This is a genomic window from Bacteroides sp. L10-4 (genome assembly GCF_013373675.1).
Taxonomy (GTDB): domain Bacteria; phylum Bacteroidota; class Bacteroidia; order Bacteroidales; family Bacteroidaceae; genus Bacteroides; species Bacteroides muris.
Genome location: NZ_JABXJH010000047.1, coordinates 1 through 17,465 on the forward strand (window position 1 = coordinate 1; position 17,465 = coordinate 17,465).

16 protein-coding genes and 1 rRNA gene are annotated in these 17,465 nt (G+C 47.6%); 16 read left to right on the forward strand and 1 reads right to left on the reverse strand.

What is annotated here, in order from left to right; genetic code table 11:
• The 11 genes from rrf to HU824_RS14625 all read left to right on the forward strand — a co-directional run.
• Window positions 1–81: ribosomal RNA gene (rrf, locus tag HU824_RS14575) — 5S ribosomal RNA — on the forward strand; the annotation flags it as partial.
• A gap of 118 nt (window positions 82–199) precedes the next feature.
• The gene (locus tag HU824_RS19830) at window positions 200–442 is read left to right on the forward strand and encodes a hypothetical protein (protein ID WP_136010769.1); all 243 of its coding nucleotides are present in this window, start codon (window positions 200–202) and stop codon (window positions 440–442) included.
• Between the two features lie 366 nt (window positions 443–808).
• Complete coding sequence (locus HU824_RS14585) at window positions 809–2,305, forward strand: 2-isopropylmalate synthase (RefSeq protein WP_176469215.1); 1,497 nt, start codon at window positions 809–811, stop codon at window positions 2,303–2,305.
• A 119-nt stretch (window positions 2,306–2,424) separates the two neighbouring features.
• A complete protein-coding gene (gene leuC, locus HU824_RS14590; protein ID WP_176469216.1) occupies window positions 2,425–3,819 on the forward strand; it encodes a 3-isopropylmalate dehydratase large subunit in 1,395 nt (464 codons plus the stop codon).
• Between the two features lie 117 nt (window positions 3,820–3,936).
• Window positions 3,937–4,542, forward strand: coding sequence for a 3-isopropylmalate dehydratase small subunit (leuD, locus tag HU824_RS14595; protein WP_176469217.1), 606 nt, complete (start codon window positions 3,937–3,939; stop codon window positions 4,540–4,542).
• Window positions 4,543–4,556: 14 nt separating this feature from the next.
• Entirely contained in the window at window positions 4,557–4,964 is a 408-nt protein-coding gene (locus HU824_RS14600; RefSeq protein ID WP_255260531.1) for a GxxExxY protein, read from the forward strand.
• A gap of 46 nt (window positions 4,965–5,010) precedes the next feature.
• Complete coding sequence (locus HU824_RS14605; RefSeq protein ID WP_176469219.1) at window positions 5,011–6,546, forward strand: alpha-isopropylmalate synthase regulatory domain-containing protein; 1,536 nt, start codon at window positions 5,011–5,013, stop codon at window positions 6,544–6,546.
• A 12-nt stretch (window positions 6,547–6,558) separates the two neighbouring features.
• A complete protein-coding gene (locus HU824_RS14610; protein WP_176469220.1) occupies window positions 6,559–6,801 on the forward strand; it encodes a hypothetical protein in 243 nt (80 codons plus the stop codon).
• Window positions 6,802–6,805: 4 nt separating this feature from the next.
• On the forward strand, window positions 6,806–7,867 hold the full coding sequence (gene leuB / locus HU824_RS14615) for a 3-isopropylmalate dehydrogenase (RefSeq protein ID WP_176469221.1): 1,062 nt from the start codon (window positions 6,806–6,808) through the stop codon (window positions 7,865–7,867).
• Between the two features lie 408 nt (window positions 7,868–8,275).
• On the forward strand, window positions 8,276–9,226 hold the full coding sequence (cysK, locus tag HU824_RS14620) for a cysteine synthase A (protein ID WP_176469222.1): 951 nt from the start codon (window positions 8,276–8,278) through the stop codon (window positions 9,224–9,226).
• Window positions 9,227–9,240: 14 nt separating this feature from the next.
• Window positions 9,241–10,092, forward strand: a complete 852-nt coding sequence (locus HU824_RS14625; RefSeq protein ID WP_176469223.1) for a tetratricopeptide repeat protein — start codon at window positions 9,241–9,243, stop codon at window positions 10,090–10,092.
• 3 nt (window positions 10,093–10,095) lie between these two features.
• Here the strand turns inward: HU824_RS14625 and recQ are convergent, their stop codons facing one another.
• Window positions 10,096–11,907: a DNA helicase RecQ gene (gene recQ, locus HU824_RS14630; RefSeq protein ID WP_136010759.1), complete on the reverse strand. Its 1,812-nt coding sequence runs from the start codon at window positions 11,905–11,907 to the stop codon at window positions 10,096–10,098.
• A gap of 282 nt (window positions 11,908–12,189) precedes the next feature.
• Between recQ and HU824_RS14635 the strand changes: the two genes are divergently transcribed.
• From HU824_RS14635 to HU824_RS14655, 5 genes are all read left to right on the forward strand, one after another.
• Window positions 12,190–12,663, forward strand: a complete 474-nt coding sequence (locus HU824_RS14635) for an AraC family transcriptional regulator (RefSeq protein ID WP_136010758.1) — start codon at window positions 12,190–12,192, stop codon at window positions 12,661–12,663.
• A gap of 103 nt (window positions 12,664–12,766) precedes the next feature.
• Entirely contained in the window at window positions 12,767–14,815 is a 2,049-nt protein-coding gene (locus HU824_RS14640) for a dihydrofolate reductase (RefSeq protein ID WP_136010757.1), read from the forward strand.
• A gap of 6 nt (window positions 14,816–14,821) precedes the next feature.
• Window positions 14,822–15,496, forward strand: a complete 675-nt coding sequence (locus tag HU824_RS14645; RefSeq protein ID WP_136010756.1) for a DNA alkylation repair protein — start codon at window positions 14,822–14,824, stop codon at window positions 15,494–15,496.
• A gap of 128 nt (window positions 15,497–15,624) precedes the next feature.
• Window positions 15,625–16,113 (forward strand): Fur family transcriptional regulator, encoded by a 489-nt coding sequence (locus HU824_RS14650; protein ID WP_176469224.1) that lies wholly within the window; start codon window positions 15,625–15,627, stop codon window positions 16,111–16,113.
• Window positions 16,110–17,381: an adenylosuccinate synthase gene (locus HU824_RS14655; protein ID WP_136010754.1), complete on the forward strand. Its 1,272-nt coding sequence runs from the start codon at window positions 16,110–16,112 to the stop codon at window positions 17,379–17,381. Before HU824_RS14650 ends, HU824_RS14655 begins: the two co-directional genes overlap by 4 nt.
• Window positions 17,382–17,465 lie beyond the last annotated feature (84 nt).

Genomic DNA, 17,465 nt, shown 5'->3' on the forward strand with positions numbered 1-17,465 from the left:
CTTCCCATTCCGAACAGAGAAGTTAAGCCCGGTCACGCCGATGGTACTGCGTAACAGTGGGAGAGTAGGTAGTCGCCGTTTTAGAGGAAGCCCCCGAGTCAGAAATGACGAGGGGGCTTTTGCTTTTGGCAATCTCATAAACTTTTGCTATATTTGCGTCGAACTAATTTTATATCAACGTTTAAAGCAAATTGAAAGTATGAAGATTAAAGTTTTATTATTGGCTGCCGTTGCGGTAGCGTTTTCTTTCGTGGTGACATCTTGTGGTAATAAGAAGGCAGCAGATTCTAATGCAACTGAGGTAGATTCTTGCTGTGCAGCAAAAACAGAACAAGTATGTGACTCTGCAAAAAAGGCATGTTGCCAGGGAGCTGATTCAGCAGTATGTCCTAAGACTGCATGTGATGGTGCCAAGTGTGACAAACCTTGTGAGAAGAAGTAATTCAGAACTTGTATTGAACTGATGAATAAGTAAAAGGTGTACCTTGAGGTACGCCTTTTTTGTAATATATTTCAGTGATAAATGAATATAAGCTTATAAAATGACATTTTTCATCGAAAATAAGTAATAAATTTGTTTGTATAGTACGAAATAATACCTAACTTTGCAACGTTAAAACAAAAAAGATGATGATTCAGAACTTTACATATATTCTACTGTGTGGTATTATTATTCTACTGGCGAAGTTTAGTGGAAGTGAGTGCTGTGCGTGAATATATATGTAAGATGCAATGACATATGAAGCCTTTCTCACTTCCAAGTGCGAAAGGCTTTTTTTATGGGACATAAATTAAATACAATAAAGCAATGAGTGACAAATTATTTATTTTTGACACAACGCTCCGCGATGGCGAGCAGGTTCCGGGATGCCAATTGAATACAGTGGAAAAGATTCAGGTAGCCAGACAACTGGAAGCTTTGGGGGTAGATGTGATTGAAGCCGGATTTCCGATTTCAAGTCCGGGAGATTTCAATTCGGTCATTGAGATATCAAAAGCTGTGACATGGCCCACTATCTGCGCCTTGACACGTGCCGTACAGAAAGATATTGATGTAGCGGCAGAGGCTTTGCAGTTTGCCAAGCGTAAACGTATCCATACTGGGATTGGTACATCTGACCCGCACATTAAATATAAATTCAATTCCAATCGTGAAGAAATTATAGAGCGTGCAGTGGCTGCCGTAAAGTATGCACGTAAATATGTGGATGATGTGGAGTTCTATGCAGAAGATGCAGGCCGGACGGACAATGAATATCTGGCCCGTGTGGTAGAAGCTGTTATCAAGGCGGGTGCCACTGTGGTAAATATTCCCGATACAACGGGATATTGCCTGCCTGGTGAGTATGGCGCGAAAATAAAATATCTGATGGAACATGTCAACGGTATTCATAATGCCATTATTTCTACTCATTGCCACAATGACTTGGGCATGGCTACTGCCAATACAATGGCTGGTGTGCTGAATGGTGCCCGCCAGGTGGAGGTGACTATCAACGGTATTGGTGAACGTGCCGGGAATACTTCTCTTGAGGAAGTGGCGATGATTATCAAATGCCACAAGGACATAGAAATCGAGACCAACATTAATACACAGAAGATTTATCCAACCAGCCGTATGGTGTCCAGCTTGATGAACATGCCGGTACAGCCCAACAAAGCTATTGTAGGTCGTAATGCTTTTGCCCATTCGTCGGGCATCCACCAGGATGGTGTGTTGAAGAATGTACAGACTTACGAAATCATTGATCCGCACGATGTGGGTATTGATGATAATTCCATCGTATTGACAGCCCGTAGCGGACGCGCAGCCTTAAAGAACCGTTTGTCGGTATTGGGAGTACAGCTGGATCAGGAAAGGTTGGATAAAGTGTATGAAGAGTTCTTGAAACTTGCCGATAAGAAAAAAGATATCAATGATGACGATATTCTGGTATTGGCAGGGGCAAATCGTACGCAGAACCATCGTATCAAACTGGAATATCTTCAGGTGACCAGTGGCGTAGGGGTTCGTTCGGTTGCCAGTCTGGGATTGAACATCTCCGGTGAGAAGTTTGAAGCCGCCGCCAGTGGAAACGGTCCGGTAGATGCCGCTATCAAGGCTTTGAAGAAGATTATCAACCGCCATATGACCTTGAAGGAATTCACCATCCAGGCTATCAGCAAGGGTAGCGACGATATGGGTAAGGTACACATGCAGGTGGAATACGATAACCATATTTATTATGGGTTTGGTGCCAATACCGATATTATCGCGGCATCGGTGGAAGCTTACATCGACTGTATCAATAAGTTTAAGGAGTGACGGGTTACGAGCTGCAAATAGCGAGTAATGGAGTTTAAGAAGTAAAATTAATGGTTTACAAGTTGCGTATGTAAGATGCCGAGAAGGTTCTTGTAGCTTGTGACTAACAACTAAAGAATATGAATACATTATTTGATAAAATCTGGGATGCCCATGTGGTACAGAAAGTGGAAGACGGTCCCACACAGCTTTATATTGACCGGCTTTATTGTCATGAAGTAACCAGTCCGCAAGCCTTTTCGGGATTGCGCGAACGTGGAATCAAGTGTTTCCGTCCGGAAAAGATTTTCTGCATGCCCGACCATAACACGCCAACGCATGACCAAGACAAGCCGATTGAAGACCCGGTTTCAAAGACTCAGGTAGATACACTGGCCAAGAATGCGGAAGAGTTTGGATTGGCACATTTCGGCATGATGGACAAGAAGAACGGAATTATCCATGTAGTAGGTCCGGAACGCGGTCTGACCCTACCCGGCATGACCATTGTTTGCGGTGACTCGCACACCTCAACCCACGGTGCGATGGGAGCGGTGGCTTTCGGTATCGGTACGAGTGAGGTGGAAATGGTAATGGCCTCGCAATGTATTCTTCAGACCCGTCCTAAGACGATGCGTATCACTGTTGACGGTAAGCTGGGCAAAGGAGTGACGGCAAAAGATGTGGCATTGTACATGATGTCGAAGATGACGACCAGCGGTGCTACGGGATATTTCGTGGAATATGCCGGAGAAACTGTGCGCAGTCTGACTATGGAAGGCCGCCTGACCTTATGCAATCTGAGTATAGAAATGGGTGCCCGCGGCGGTATGGTTGCTCCGGATGAGATTACTTTCGAGTACATCAAAGGACGCGAATATGCCCCGAAGGGTGAGGCATGGGACAAGGCATTGGCATATTGGAAAACATTGAAGAGCGATGAAGGTGCGGTGTTCGACAAGGAAGTCTGTTTTGCTGCCGAAGATATTGAACCGATGATTACATACGGCACCAATCCGGGTATGGGTATGGGCATCACGCGACATATTCCTACTACCGAAGGAATGGGAGAAGCTGCCCGCACCTCTTTCATGAAGTCCATGGGCTATATGGGTTTCCAACCGGGAGAGTCTTTGCTGGGTAGGAAGATCGATTATGTGTTTTTGGGTGCTTGCACCAATGGGCGTATCGAGGATTTTCGCGCATTTGCTTCCATTGTGAAAGGCCGTCGGAAGTCAGAGGATGTAGTGGCATGGCTGGTTCCGGGTTCTTGGATGGTAGATGCCCAGATTCGTGAAGAGGGATTGGACAAGATTTTGGAAGAGGCCGGTTTTGCCATTCGCCAACCGGGTTGCTCCGCTTGCCTGGCAATGAACGATGATAAAGTGCCTGCCGGAAAGTATGCAGTGTCTACCAGTAACCGTAATTTTGAAGGACGCCAGGGACCGGGTGCCCGAACATTGCTTGCCAGTCCGCTTGTAGCTGCCGCAGCCGCAGTGACGGGTGTGATTACAGATCCCAGAACGCTGATTTGATGTTCGATTGGACGGTTTGCGATTAAAATTGCTTCGTAAATCAACCATCGTTCAACAAAGGTAAATCAAGAGTATTTTCAATCGTGAATTGTAAATCGTAAAATCGTAAATAAGAAGATGAAAGCAAAATTTGATAGATTAACCAGTACCTGTGTTCCTCTTCCATTAGAGAATGTGGATACGGACCAGATAATCCCTGCACGTTTTCTGAAAGCTACTACCCGTGAGGAAAAGTTCTTCGGAGATAATTTGTTCCGCGATTGGCGTTATCATCCGGACGGCTCTCTGAACAAGGACTTTGTTTTGAACGACCCCACCTACGGCGGGCAGATTCTGGTGGCAGGAAAGAACTTCGGTTCCGGTTCCAGCCGTGAGCATGCTGCATGGGCTATTGCCGGTTACGGGTTTCGCGTGGTGGTATCGAGTTTCTTTGCCGATATACACAAGAACAATGAACTGAACAACTTTGTGCTTCCGGTGGTGGTGAGCGAGCTGTTCTTGAAAGAGTTGTTCGACTCCATCTCTGCCAATCCGAAGATGGAAGTGGAAGTGAACCTGCCCGAACAGACCATTACCAACAAGGCTACGGGCAAGAGCGAACATTTCGAAATCAATGCCTATAAGAAGCATTGCCTGATGAATGGCTTGGATGACATTGATTTCTTGGTGCAGAGCAAGGAGAAGATTGAGGAGTATGAGGCGAATGGTATGGCACACCGATGACACAGATTAGACAGATGGCCACAGATTATTTATATAAAGAAGAAACGGATGGGATAATCGAGTCATCTTATGATGTTTATAATGCTTTGGGTTATGGATTCTTGGAGAGAGTGTATCAGAATGTATTTTTTCAGGAATTGCAACGGAGAGGTTTTCTGTGTGAAGTTCAGCAGAAGATTGAAGTTTTCTTTAAAGGCTGTTTGGCAGGGAATTATTATGCTGATATAGTAGTGAATAAACACATTGTTCTCGAACAGAAAGCGTGTGCAAGTCTTTGTCGTGAACATGAACTACAACTGATTAATTATCTTAAATCCACGGATATAGAGGCAGGACTTCTTTTTAACTTTGGCGAGCATCCTCAAATACGCAGAAAACTATTCACTAATGATAGAAAAATAAATCTGCGGTCATCCGTCTGATTTGTGTCGTCTGTGTGCCATTATCTTAAACAATAAAAACAACAATATGAAACATCCCCGAATAGAAATCATGGACACTACGCTCCGCGACGGTGAACAGACCAGCGGGGTTTCCTTTGTGCCTCATGAGAAATTGATGATTGCCCGTTTGTTACTGGAGGAGCTGAAGGTAGACCGGGTGGAGGTGGCTTCTGCGCGGGTATCCAAAGGAGAGTTTGATGCCGTAAAAATGATTTGTGACTGGGCAGCACGCTGCAATCTGTTGCCGAGAGTAGAGGTGCTTGGCTTTGTAGATGGTCACACGTCGGTGGACTGGATACATGCGACCGGTTGCCGTGTCATCAATCTGCTGTGCAAAGGCTCGCTGAAGCATTGCAACTACCAGTTGCAGAAGACTCCCGAAGAGCATATCGAGGATATTCTGTCCGTAGTGGATTACGCCAACGAGCAGGATATGGTAGTGAATGTCTATCTGGAAGACTGGAGCAACGGCATGAAAAATTCTCCGGAATATGTGTTTCTGCTGATGGATGCATTAAGCCGGACGAATATACGGCGCTATATGCTACCCGATACTTTGGGAGTGCTGAATCCGCTGCAAGTTATCGAGTTCATGCGCAAGATGGTGAAACGCTATCCGCATGCCCATTTCGACTTCCATGCCCATAATGATTACGACCTTGCTGTGAGCAATGTGTTGGCTGCTGTATTGAGTGGCTGCAAAGGCCTGCATACCACAATCAACGGTCTGGGCGAACGTGCCGGCAATGCTCCGCTTGCCAGTGTGCAGGCTATCCTGAAAGACCACTTCAATGCCATTACCAACATTGACGAAAGCCGCCTGAACGACGTGAGCCGCGTGCTGGAATCCTACTCGGGCATTGTAATTCCTGCCAACAAGCCGATTGTGGGTGAGAATGTATTTACCCAGGTGGCAGGCGTCCATGCCGACGGTGATAACAAGAGCAATCTCTACTGCAACGACCTCCTGCCCGAACGCTTTGGCCGCAAGCGAGAGTATGCCCTGGGCAAGAACAGCGGTAAAGCCAATATCCGGAAGAACCTGGAGGACTTGGGGCTGCAACTGGATGAAGAATCCATGCGCAAGGTAACGGCACGCATCATCGAACTGGGTGACAAGAAAGAGCTGGTGACGCAGGAAGATTTGCCGTATATCGTTTCGGATGTCTTGAAGCATGGGGTAATGGAAGAACGCGTCAGCCTTAAGAGCTACATTGTGAATCTGGCGTATGGACTGAAGCCGATGGCTACGTTGAAGATAGAAATCAACGGAAAGGAATATGAGGAAAGCTCCAGTGGAGATGGCCAGTATGATGCTTTTGTGCGCGCCTTGCGCAAGATATATAAAGTGACACTGGGCCGTAAGTTCCCGATGCTGACGAACTATGCCGTGACCATTCCTCCCGGCGGGCGTACCGATGCCTTTGTGCAGACGGTTATTACCTGGAGTTTTGAAGATACGATATTCCGTACACGCGGATTGGACGCAGACCAGACGGAAGCGGCCATCAAGGCGACGGTGAAGATGCTGAATATCATAGAAGACGAATACGAATCATAAGAAATGAATCTCATGGAGAAAAAGAAATCGTTTTTTGAGAGGCATCCTTATGTATGCTATGCGTTGTATGCAGGCTTGCTTTTTGCTTTCAACCTCTTTCTGCGTTGGTGGAGCGGCGAGTTGGATGCGGACGAGTATCTTATGTCAGCCATCAATACCCTCATATTGACGGCAGGTTTTGTGTGGGGTGACCGGTATCGCCGCAAGAATCTTGTAAACAAAAAGAAGATAGGTGAACTTTTAAATAATAAATAAAACAATGGATTTTAAAATTGCAGTATTGGCCGGTGACGGTATCGGCCCCGAAATCTCCGTCGTAGGCGTGGACGTGATGACCGCCGTGTGTGAGAAGTTCGGACACAAAGTAAACTATGAACATGCCATCTGCGGTGCAGAAGCGATAGACAAGACGGGTGACCCGTTTCCCGAAGCCACTTATGAGGCTTGTAAGAATGCGGATGCCGTACTGTTCTCTGCCGTAGGTGACCCGAAATTCGACAATGACCCTACTGCCAAAGTGCGTCCCGAGCAGGGCTTGCTGGCTATGCGCAAGAAACTGGGACTGTTTGCCAACATCCGCCCCGTGCAGACCTTCAAATGTCTGCTCCATAAGTCTCCCCTTCGTGCGGAGCTGGTGGATGGTGCCGATTTCCTTTGCATCCGCGAACTGACCGGTGGCATGTACTTCGGTGAGAAATACCAGGACAACGACAAGGCGTATGATACGAACATGTACACCCGTCCGGAGATTGAACGTATCCTGAAAGTCGGATTTGAATATGCCATGAAGCGGAACAAACACCTTACGGTGGTGGATAAAGCCAACGTGCTTGCCTCTTCCCGTCTTTGGAGACAGATTGCCCGGGAGATGGCGCCGCAATACCCCGAAGTGACCACCGACTATATGTTTGTGGACAACGCCGCCATGAAGATGATTCAGGAGCCGAAGTTCTTTGACGTAATGGTTACGGAAAATACGTTTGGTGATATTTTGACGGACGAGGGTTCCTGCATCAGTGGCTCTATGGGATTGCTGCCCTCCGCTTCTACGGGAGAGAGCACGCCGGTATTCGAACCCATCCACGGCTCCTGGCCTCAGGCGAAAGGCTTGAATATAGCCAATCCGCTGGCGCAGATTTTGTCCGTAGCCATGCTTTTCGAATACTTCGACCTGAAAGAGGAAGGGGCATTGATCCGTAAGGCAGTGGATGCTTCACTCGATGCGAATGTACGTACACCGGAGATTCAAGTAGAAGGTGGCGACAAATACGGTACCAAGGAAGTGGGCGCGTGGATTGTAGACTATCTTAAGAAGTCTTGATGCCGCTATCCCATTACTGTTCTGATCGGTAACTTCCCGCTGCAGTAGTTCTGCAAACCTTTTGCAGTGTCACTGCAAAGCAGTTGCAGTCGCGCTGCAAAGCAATTGCAGTATCACTGCAAGCCTATTTGCAGTAACGCTGCAACTTGTTTGCAGTACTACTGCAAAAAGCGTGCATCATCTTTGCAGTGGGAAGTCGCTGATTGTCAGACATGATTCTTCCTTCCCATTCTTCCTTCTCCAATCGTTTCATATCCTTTCATCCTCTTTATTCGTGTTAAGCTTTGATGGATGCCGGCATAATCTTTCCTTTCCCGCGCGGTTTATTTCTTGGAATTTGCATATCTTTGTCAGCATATCCATGTTACAATAAGTGTGTACGGGAAGAATGTATTAGACAATGAGATTATGGCGAAAATTGCAAAGAACCTGACGGAGTTGATTGGGCATACTCCTTTGATGGAATTGGCTGAATACAGCCGTAAATGCGGATTGAAAAGAAACATAGTGGCAAAACTGGAATCTTTTAATCCGGCGGGAAGCGTGAAGGACCGTGTGGCATTTGCCATGATTGAGGATGCCGAGGCACGCGGAGCCCTGAAACCCGGAGCCACGATTATTGAACCTACCAGCGGCAATACCGGCGTGGGACTGGCGATGGTGGCAACCATCAAAGGATATCATTTGATATTGACCATGCCGGAGACCATGAGTGTGGAACGCCGTAATCTGCTGAAAGCCCTGGGTGCGGAGATTGTACTGACCGACGGGCTGGCAGGTATGGCAGGCTCCATTGCCAAAGCGAAAGAGCTGCGCGACGCGATACCCGGTGCGGTTATTCTGCAGCAGTTTGAGAATCCCTCCAATGTCAAGGCTCATGAACATACTACGGGGGAAGAAATCTGGACGGACACGGATGGCAGGGTTGCTGTTTTTGTTGCCGGTGTGGGCACGGGCGGCACGGTCTGTGGAGTGGCGCGTGCCTTGAAGAAACATAATCCGAATATCTATGTTGTGGCTGTAGAACCGGCCTCCTCTCCGGTTCTGGAAGGAGGGGAAGACGCACCGCACCGCATCCAGGGAATCGGGGCCAATTTTATTCCTTCCATTTATGATGCTTCTGTAGTAGACGAGGTTATTCCGGTGCCCGATGACGAGGCTATTCGTGGAGGACGAGAGCTGGCTTCTACGGAAGGCTTGCTGGCCGGCATCTCATCCGGTGCGGCGGTATATGCGGCACGGCTGCTGGCCGAACGCCCTGAATTTGCGGATAAAATGATTGTTGCCCTACTGCCCGATACGGGGGAACGCTATTTGTCAACAGAACTGTTTGCTTTCGATACCTATCCTTTGGAATAAATACTGAATATTACATGAAGAAACTTATTTTTTCTTTCCTTTTGTGTGGAGCCACGATGTTTCCTGCCTTTTCACAAACCTATCAGGAACTGAGTGAACGTGCGGTTGCAGCCACGGAGCAGGATAGCTTGTCGTTGGCCGAAAAATACATTGAACAAGCCCTGAAGATGGAGCCCGCCAACCCTCATAACGCTTTGCTGTTCTCCAACCTGGGCACGATACAGTATCGGCAGCACCGGTATGAGCAGGCCCTCGACTCGTATACGCTGGCATTGAACATTGCTCCGCGTGCCATACCTGCCCTGATGAACCGTGCCGCTCTTTATCTTGAGTTGGGGAAGGATGATTTGGCGCGGATAGACTACTCTTTGGTGCTGGACCTGGAGAGCGACAATCAGGAAGCCTTGCTGATGCGTGCCTATATCCATATGCGGCAGCGCAACTATAATTTTGCAAAGTCTGATTATGAACGTCTGCTGAAACTTGCCCCCCGGAGCTACAATGGCCGTCTGGGGTTGGCTACACTGGAGCAGAAGGAAGGCAAATACGAAGCGGCGCTTTCGATATTGAATGCCATGATTGCAGAAAAAGGAGGAGAAGCTACCCGGCTGACTACCCGGCAATATGCCGTACTTTACGTGGCACGTGCGGGTGTGGAGCAGGATATGAAACATGTAGACCTGGCCATGATGGACTTGGAAGAAGCTATTAAGCTGGATTCTTCACAGACGGAAGCCTACTTGATACGGGGACAAATTTATCTTTCCCAAAAGAAAAAGGAGTTGGCTAAACGTGACTTCGAAAAAGCCATTTCGCTTGGCGTGCCGCAAGGTGAACTCAGGGAACTGCTGTTGCAGTGTAAATAATATTCAACTATATTCCCGTATCAGCTCCACAAACTCTTTTCCGTATTTCTTCTTCTTATATTCACCGATACCGCTGATATTGCCAAATTCTTCTATGGTGGTGGGGCGGGAGGTGCTGAGTAGGTGGAGCACTTTGTCGGACAGTACGATATAGGCAGGGAGTGCTTCCTGGTCGGCAAGGCGTTTGCGCAGAGCGCGCAAGGCCTCGAACAGTTCCCCGCTTTCTGCATTGGGTAGTCCCAAGGGCAATTCTCGGGCCGGCACTGCAGCCTTGCGCTTGCGCCCTTTGGCTGCTTGTACGGCTTCGTCGCGGCGGATGATGACAAGCCGGGCGCGTGCTCTGCCAAACAAGACATCTGTTCCGCTTTGAGTAATTTTCAGATGGTTGTTTTCATTGTAGGCCATTTCGAAATAGCCGAGTTGCAACATTTGCAGCAGGTAGTCATGCCAATCTCCGGCGGGTACATCACGCCCGGCTCCAAAGGTCTTAAGTCGATGATATCCTCTTTCCGTAACTTCGGCACTCATGTTTCCTCGGAGGATGTCCACTAAGATGCCGGTCCCGATCTGCTGCTCGGAACGCGCTATTGCACTAAGTGCCTTTTGTACGATTATTGTACCGTCGAAACGTTCGGGAGGATTTTTGCATACATCACAGTTTCCACAGTCGCAGGCAGTGTTTTCGCCGAAATAGCTTAGCAGGATGCGGCGGCGGCATATATCTGCCTCCGCATATTGCTGCATGCGTTGCAGCTTCTCCAGGTTGATGCTTTGCTGTCCGCTGTCCGTTGCGAATTTGGTGAGCAGAATGAGGTCGGCCAGTGAATAGAACAAAAGGGTGTCACTGGGCATCCCGTCTCGTCCGGCACGGCCTATCTCCTGATAGAAACTTTCAATGCTTTTGGGCAAATTGTAATGAATCACCCAGCGCACATTGCTTTTGTCAATTCCCATTCCGAAGGCGATGGTGGCGCATACCACTTGCACGCGGTCGTTGATGAAGTCGTCTTGTGCTTCGTCTCTTCGCGCCGGCGAGAGCCCTGCATGATAGACTGCCGACCTTATCCCTTGTCTCTGAAGCATCTGCGCCACTGTTTCGGTCTTGCTGCGGCTCATACAGTAAATGATGCCGCTCTCTCCCGGATGGCGGTCGATGAAGTCGAGGATGGCCTTGCTCTTTTCCTTCTGCCGGTAACCTCTTTTCACGGTGAGGCTCAGGTTGGGACGGTCGAAGGATGAAATGAAAATTCCGGGCTGGTTCAGGTGTAGCTGCTTGATAATATCCTCACGGGTTATTTTGTCGGCCGTGGCAGTAAGTGCGATGATGGGAACCCGGGGAAACAGTTGGTGAAGGATGCCCATCTGCGTATATTCCGGCCGGAAATCGTGCCCCCATTGCGAGATGCAATGCGCCTCGTCGATGGCGAATAGGGAAATGTGCATGTCCCTCAACAGGTAGTTGGCTTCCGCCAGTAACTTTTCGGGAGAAATATACAGCAGTTTCAGCTTGCCTTCCATGCATGCACGCCGTAGTGAAGCATTCTCCGTTTCATTATTATTGCTGTTCAGCGCACCGGCGGCGATGCCGTTTGCACAGAGCGTTTCCACCTGGTCCTTCATCAAGGAGATGAGCGGAGAAACCACCACCGCCGTGCCTTCACTCAACAGGGCGGGAAGTTGGTAGCAGATAGATTTTCCGCCTCCCGTCGGCATCAGTACCAGTGCATCTTTACGCTCCATCAGATGGCGTATGATGTCTTCTTGCAAGGGGCGGAAACTGTCGTAGCCGAAATATGTCTTGAGCGTTTGCAGCATAATTTGGAAGTATGGATTTCTTTCGGCAAAGGTACGTTTATTATTGCATATACTACAAATGAAAGGTCATCAAGATTTCGCATCGTATGAGTTTCCGTTAAAGGTTAAAGTATCTTATTGGTGGCCGAATTCCCCTACTTTTCAACCTTTTTTGTTGTCTTTTTATCAAAAATATATAGGGAAAAGTTGTATATAAAAAAAAAATGTCTGACTTTTGTAAAATCTAAAGGGGCTCTTCCTTTGGATGCTCCGATTTAAGAACAACCCTAACCAGTTAATTCAATGAGTGATTTAGAAAACAATGTTCAGGAAAAAGAGACGAAGAAACGTCCTTACAACCTGCGCGAAAAGAAAGAAAAGGATGCTGCCTACCGTTCTTTGATAAGGCCGGAACTGGCAGATGAACTGTATGACAAAATCTTGAATATCGTTGTTGTACAAAAGAAGTACAGAGATGCTGATTATTCCGCCAAGGATTTGGCGAAAGAATTGCAGACCAATACCCGCTATTTATCTGCAGTGGTGAATTCACGCTTCGGCATGAATTACTCTTGCCTACTGAATGAATATAGAGTAAGAGAGGCACAACATTTGTTGACAGACAAAAGATATGCTGACAAGAATGTAGAGGAAATCAGTACGATGGTAGGCTTTGCAAACCGTCAGTCCTTTTATGCCGCTTTTTATAAAAATGTAGGTGAAACTCCTAATGGGTATCGTAAAAGACACGCAGAAAAAGAAGCTAAGAAAAAATAATTCTGTATGACTGAATGAATAAAAAGGAAATATCCCGGAGCAGTTGTTTCGGGATACTTCCTTTTCTTCTTTTTTTGAAATACCAATCCATTACTCCCGACACATGAAGAAACAACTTATTTCTATGGTGACCGCCCTTTCTCTATTGACGGCTTGTGGCGGAAATCCGAAAACAACTGCCGAGGCAGAAAAATTTGACTATACAGTGGAACAATTTGCAGATTTACAGATTTTACGTTACCGCGTACCTGGTTTTGAGGATTTGTCCCTCAAACAAAAAGAACTGGTTTATTATTTGACGGAAGCCGCTTTGCAGGGCAGAGACATTCTCTTCGACCAGAACGGCAAGTACAACCTGACTATTCGCCGGATGCTGGAAGCCGTCTATACCGGCTATAAGGGAGATAAGAATACTCCCGATTTCAAGGCCATGGAAGTGTACCTGAAGCGTGTATGGTTCTCCAACGGCATTCATCACCACTATGGAAGCGAGAAGTTCATACCGGGATTCACTCCCGAATTCTTCAGGCAGGCCATACGGAGTGTGGATGCCGCTACGTTGCCGCTTGCCGAAGGACAGAGTGTGGAACAACTGTGCGAGGAAGTGTTCCCCGTTATTTTTGACCCTGAAGTGATGCCTAAACGGGTGAACCAGGCTGCCGGCGAAGATTTGGTGTTGACTTCCGCATGCAATTACTACGAGGGGGTGACGCAGCAGGAAGCCGAAGATTTCTATAATGCCTTGAAGAATCCGCAGGATGAAACTCCCGTCTCCTATGGTTTGAACAGCCGTTTGGTGAAGGAGGATGGCAAAGTTCGGGAGAAAGTCTGGAAAGTGGGGGGCCTATATGGGCAGGCACTTGAAAAGATTGTCTACTGGCTGAAGAAGGCGGAAGGGGTTGCCGAGAATCCCGGGCAGAAAGCGGTAATTGCCAAGCTGGTGGAATTCTATGAAACTGGTGATTTGAAGACATTCGATGAATATGCCATCTTGTGGGTGAAGGATTTGAACTCACGCATTGATTTTGTGAACGGTTTTACCGAAAGTTACGGTGACCCCCTCGGCATGAAGGCGAGCTGGGAATCTTTGGTGAATTTTAAAGACGTGGAAGCTACCCGGCGTACAGAGTTGATAAGCAGCAATGCACAGTGGTTTGAAGACCATTCACCCGTAGACGGACAATTCAAGAAGGAAGAAGTGAAAGGTGTGTCTGCCAAGGTAATCACAGCGGCTATTCTGGCCGGTGACTTGTATCCCGCAACTGCTATCGGCATCAACCTGCCCAATGCCAACTGGATACGTAGTCATCATGGCTCGAAGTCCGTTACGATTGGTAACATTACAGATGCTTACAACAAGGCGGCTCATGGCAATGGCTTCAATGAGGAGTTTGCCTATAGCGATGCAGAGCTTCAACTGATTGATAGGTACGCGGATGTGACGGACGAACTGCATACCGACCTGCACGAATGTTTGGGGCATGGTTCCGGTAAACTGCTCCCGGGGGTGGATCCGGATGCGTTGAAGGCATACGGCTCTACCATCGAAGAGGCGCGCGCCGACTTGTTCGGACTTTATTACGTGGCCGACCCGAAACTGGTGGAACTGGGGCTTACTCCAAGTGCGGACGCTTATAAGGCTCAATACTACACCTATCTGATGAATGGTCTGATGACACAGCTTGTACGTATCGAGCCGGGCAACAATGTAGAGGAAGCTCACATGCGCAACCGTCAGCTCATAGCGCGCTGGGTGTATGAGAAAGGTGCGGCGGAGAAGGTTGTGGAGTTGGTGAAGAAGGATGGGAAGACGTACGTCGTGATAAACGATTATGAGAAAGTGCGCGACTTGTTTGGCCGGTTGCTTGCCGAAATACAGCGTATCAAGTCCACCGGCGACTATGCCGGCGCCCATGATTTGGTGGAAGCCTATGCCGTGAAGGTCGATTCCGCCTTGCATGCCGAAGTGTTGGAACGCTACAAGAAGTTGAACCTTGCACCGTATAAGGGTTTCGTTAATCCGAAATATGAAGCGGTGACGGATGCCAACGGTACTATAACAGATGTGACAGTGACTTATGATGAAGGCTATGCGGAACAGATGTTGCGTTATGGCAAGGACTATTCTACATTGCCTTCTGTCAATAAATAATGATGTATGATAGATGCTAAAGAACGGCTGCGTCAGCAGCTGAAAGATATAAAGACACGGCTCCGCCTCTCCATGAACGGAGCTGTGTCCCAAAGTATGCGTGAGAAAGGACTGGTATATAAGCTGAACTTTGGCGTGGAGCTGCCCCGCATCAAGAGTATTGCTGCAGATTATGAGAAAGACCACTCCCTGGCTCAGGCTTTGTGGAAAGAAGATATCAGAGAGTGCAAAATACTGGCGGGACTTTTGCAGCCGGCAGAGAGTTTCCTGCCCGAGATAGCCGATATCTGGGTGGAAGATATCCGTAACATCGAAATCGCGGAACTTACCAGCATGAATTTATTCCAACATCTTCCTTATGCCCCTGCCAAGTCTTTCCATTGGATTGCGAGCGAGGACGAATACACGCAGGTCTGCGGTTTCCTCACCATTGCCCGTCTGTTGATGAAGAAAGGGGATATGAGCGAACGGGTTGAGAATGAGTTCCTCGACCAGGCAATAACGGCTTTTTTGTCGGGTTCCTATCATGTGCGCAATGCTGCCATGACTGCCATCCGCCGCTTTATGCAGCAAAACGAGGACAATTCTTTTCAAGTTTGCCGCAGGGTGGAAGGCATGGACAATTCTTCTTCTGATGTAGAGCAATTGCTATATAATCTTGTAAAAGAGGAAATTTATTAGATTGATTCTAAGCTTATAGAATATTGATGCGGTAAGGGAATATTCCCCTTATCGCAATTTTTATCTCTTTCTCGTTTGCTTTCCACAAAAAAGGATTAACTTTGTTGGCCGTAAAACTGCGCCGTCAAATGGAAAGTCAGAATGTGAAAGATACAGTTAGGCAGATATTCACTGAATATCTGAATGCGAACGGGCATCGGAAGACTCCCGAACGTTATGCTATACTTGATACCATTTACTCCATAGACGGGCATTTTGATATCGACACGCTCTATTCACAGATGGCCGATCAGGAAAATTTCCGCGTCAGCCGTGCAACGCTTTACAATACCATCATTTTGCTAATAAATGCTCGTCTGGTCATCAAGCATCAGTTCGGCAACTCTTCCCAATACGAAAAATCTTATAATCGCGATACGCACCATCACCAGATATGCACTCAGTGCGGAAAGGTGACCGAGTTTCAGAACGAGGAGTTGCAGCATGCCATTGAGAATACCAAACTGAGCCGTTTTAATCTTACGCACTATTCCTTGTATATGTATGGGTTGTGCAGCAAATGTGACCGGGCCAATAAACGGAAGAAAAAGAGTAATAACCATAAAAAAGAAAAATGAAAGTAGACGTATTATTAGGATTGCAATGGGGCGACGAAGGCAAAGGAAAAGTCGTTGATGTGTTAACTCCGAGATACGATGTCGTAGCTCGTTTTCAGGGCGGACCGAATGCCGGACATACACTCGAGTTTGAAGGACAGAAGTATGTGCTCCGTTCCATTCCGTCTGGAATATTCCAGGGGGACAAGGTAAATATCATCGGTAACGGCGTGGTGCTCGACCCGGCTCTCTTCAAGGCGGAAGCCGAATCATTGGAAGCGTCCGGGCATAACTTGAAGGAACGATTGCACATTTCCAAGAAGGCACATCTCATTATGCCGACTCACCGCATACTGGATGCTGCGTACGAAGCAGCCAAAGGAGATGCGAAGGTAGGAACGACCGGAAAAGGTATCGGACCGACTTATACGGATAAAATCAGCCGTAACGGTGTACGTGTAGGCGACATTCTGCATGACTTTGACAAGAAGTATGCAGCGGCCAAGGCCCGTCATGAACAGATATTGAAGAGCCTGAACTATGAGTATGACCTTGCGGAAATGGAGAAGGCATGGTTCGAAGGTATCGAATACCTGAAACAATTCCGGCTGGTGGACAGCGAACACGAGATGAATAATCTGCTGGCTGCCGGCAAGTCTGTATTGTGCGAAGGTGCGCAGGGGACAATGCTGGACATTGATTTCGGTTCTTATCCGTTTGTCACTTCTTCCAATACGGTCTGTGCTGGTGCTTGTACCGGTCTGGGTATTGCTCCCAACAAGATTGGTGAGGTATATGGCATTTTCAAGGCCTATTGTACGCGTGTAGGTGCCGGTCCGTTCCCGACAGAACTGTTCGACAAGACCGGTGACCAGATTTGCACGCTGGGTCATGAGTTCGGTTCTGTGACAGGACGTAAGCGCCGTTGTGGTTGGATTGACCTGGTGGCGTTGAAATATGCTATTATGGTAGACGGTGTTACCAAACTGATTATGATGAAGAGCGATGTACTCGATTCTTTTGAAACCATCAAGGCTTGTGTTGCTTACAAGATGGATGGGGAAGAAATCGATTACTTCCCGTTCGATATCAACGAGGCTGTAGAGCCGGTTTATGTAGAGCTTCCCGGTTGGCAGACGGATATGACCAAGATGCAGAGTGAAGATGAGTTCCCGGAAGAATTCAATGCATACTTGTCATTCCTGGAAGAGCAACTTGGTGTGCCCATCAAGATTGTTTCTGTGGGTCCCGACCGTGAACAAACTATTGAACGCTATACAGAAGAATAAGAAGAAATAATTCTGATAACCTTAGGTATGGATTACAGGGTTTTCGCGGCTTCATCTGAAGATTCGTGTGAAACGATAATCCAT

Excerpts from the sequence above, each read along its gene's own strand:
- HU824_RS14600 (WP_255260531.1), top strand. The coding sequence starts at position 4,557 with ATGGCCACAGATTATTTATATAAAGAAGAAACGGATGGGATAATCGAG.
- HU824_RS14635 (WP_136010758.1), top strand. The coding sequence starts at position 12,190 with ATGAGTGATTTAGAAAACAATGTTCAGGAAAAAGAGACGAAGAAACGT.
- HU824_RS14625 (WP_176469223.1), top strand. The coding sequence starts at position 9,241 with ATGAAGAAACTTATTTTTTCTTTCCTTTTGTGTGGAGCCACGATGTTT.
- HU824_RS14610 (WP_176469220.1), top strand. The coding sequence starts at position 6,559 with ATGGAGAAAAAGAAATCGTTTTTTGAGAGGCATCCTTATGTATGCTAT.
- leuD (WP_176469217.1), top strand. The coding sequence starts at position 3,937 with ATGAAAGCAAAATTTGATAGATTAACCAGTACCTGTGTTCCTCTTCCA.
- leuB (WP_176469221.1), top strand. The coding sequence starts at position 6,806 with ATGGATTTTAAAATTGCAGTATTGGCCGGTGACGGTATCGGCCCCGAA.
- cysK (WP_176469222.1), top strand. The coding sequence starts at position 8,276 with ATGGCGAAAATTGCAAAGAACCTGACGGAGTTGATTGGGCATACTCCT.
- recQ (WP_136010759.1), bottom strand. The coding sequence starts at position 11,907 with ATGCTGCAAACGCTCAAGACATATTTCGGCTACGACAGTTTCCGCCCC.
- HU824_RS14650 (WP_176469224.1), top strand. The coding sequence starts at position 15,625 with ATGGAAAGTCAGAATGTGAAAGATACAGTTAGGCAGATATTCACTGAA.
- HU824_RS14655 (WP_136010754.1), top strand. The coding sequence starts at position 16,110 with ATGAAAGTAGACGTATTATTAGGATTGCAATGGGGCGACGAAGGCAAA.
- HU824_RS19830 (WP_136010769.1), top strand. The coding sequence starts at position 200 with ATGAAGATTAAAGTTTTATTATTGGCTGCCGTTGCGGTAGCGTTTTCT.
- HU824_RS14585 (WP_176469215.1), top strand. The coding sequence starts at position 809 with ATGAGTGACAAATTATTTATTTTTGACACAACGCTCCGCGATGGCGAG.
- leuC (WP_176469216.1), top strand. The coding sequence starts at position 2,425 with ATGAATACATTATTTGATAAAATCTGGGATGCCCATGTGGTACAGAAA.
- HU824_RS14605 (WP_176469219.1), top strand. The coding sequence starts at position 5,011 with ATGAAACATCCCCGAATAGAAATCATGGACACTACGCTCCGCGACGGT.
- HU824_RS14640 (WP_136010757.1), top strand. The coding sequence starts at position 12,767 with ATGAAGAAACAACTTATTTCTATGGTGACCGCCCTTTCTCTATTGACG.
- HU824_RS14645 (WP_136010756.1), top strand. The coding sequence starts at position 14,822 with ATGATAGATGCTAAAGAACGGCTGCGTCAGCAGCTGAAAGATATAAAG.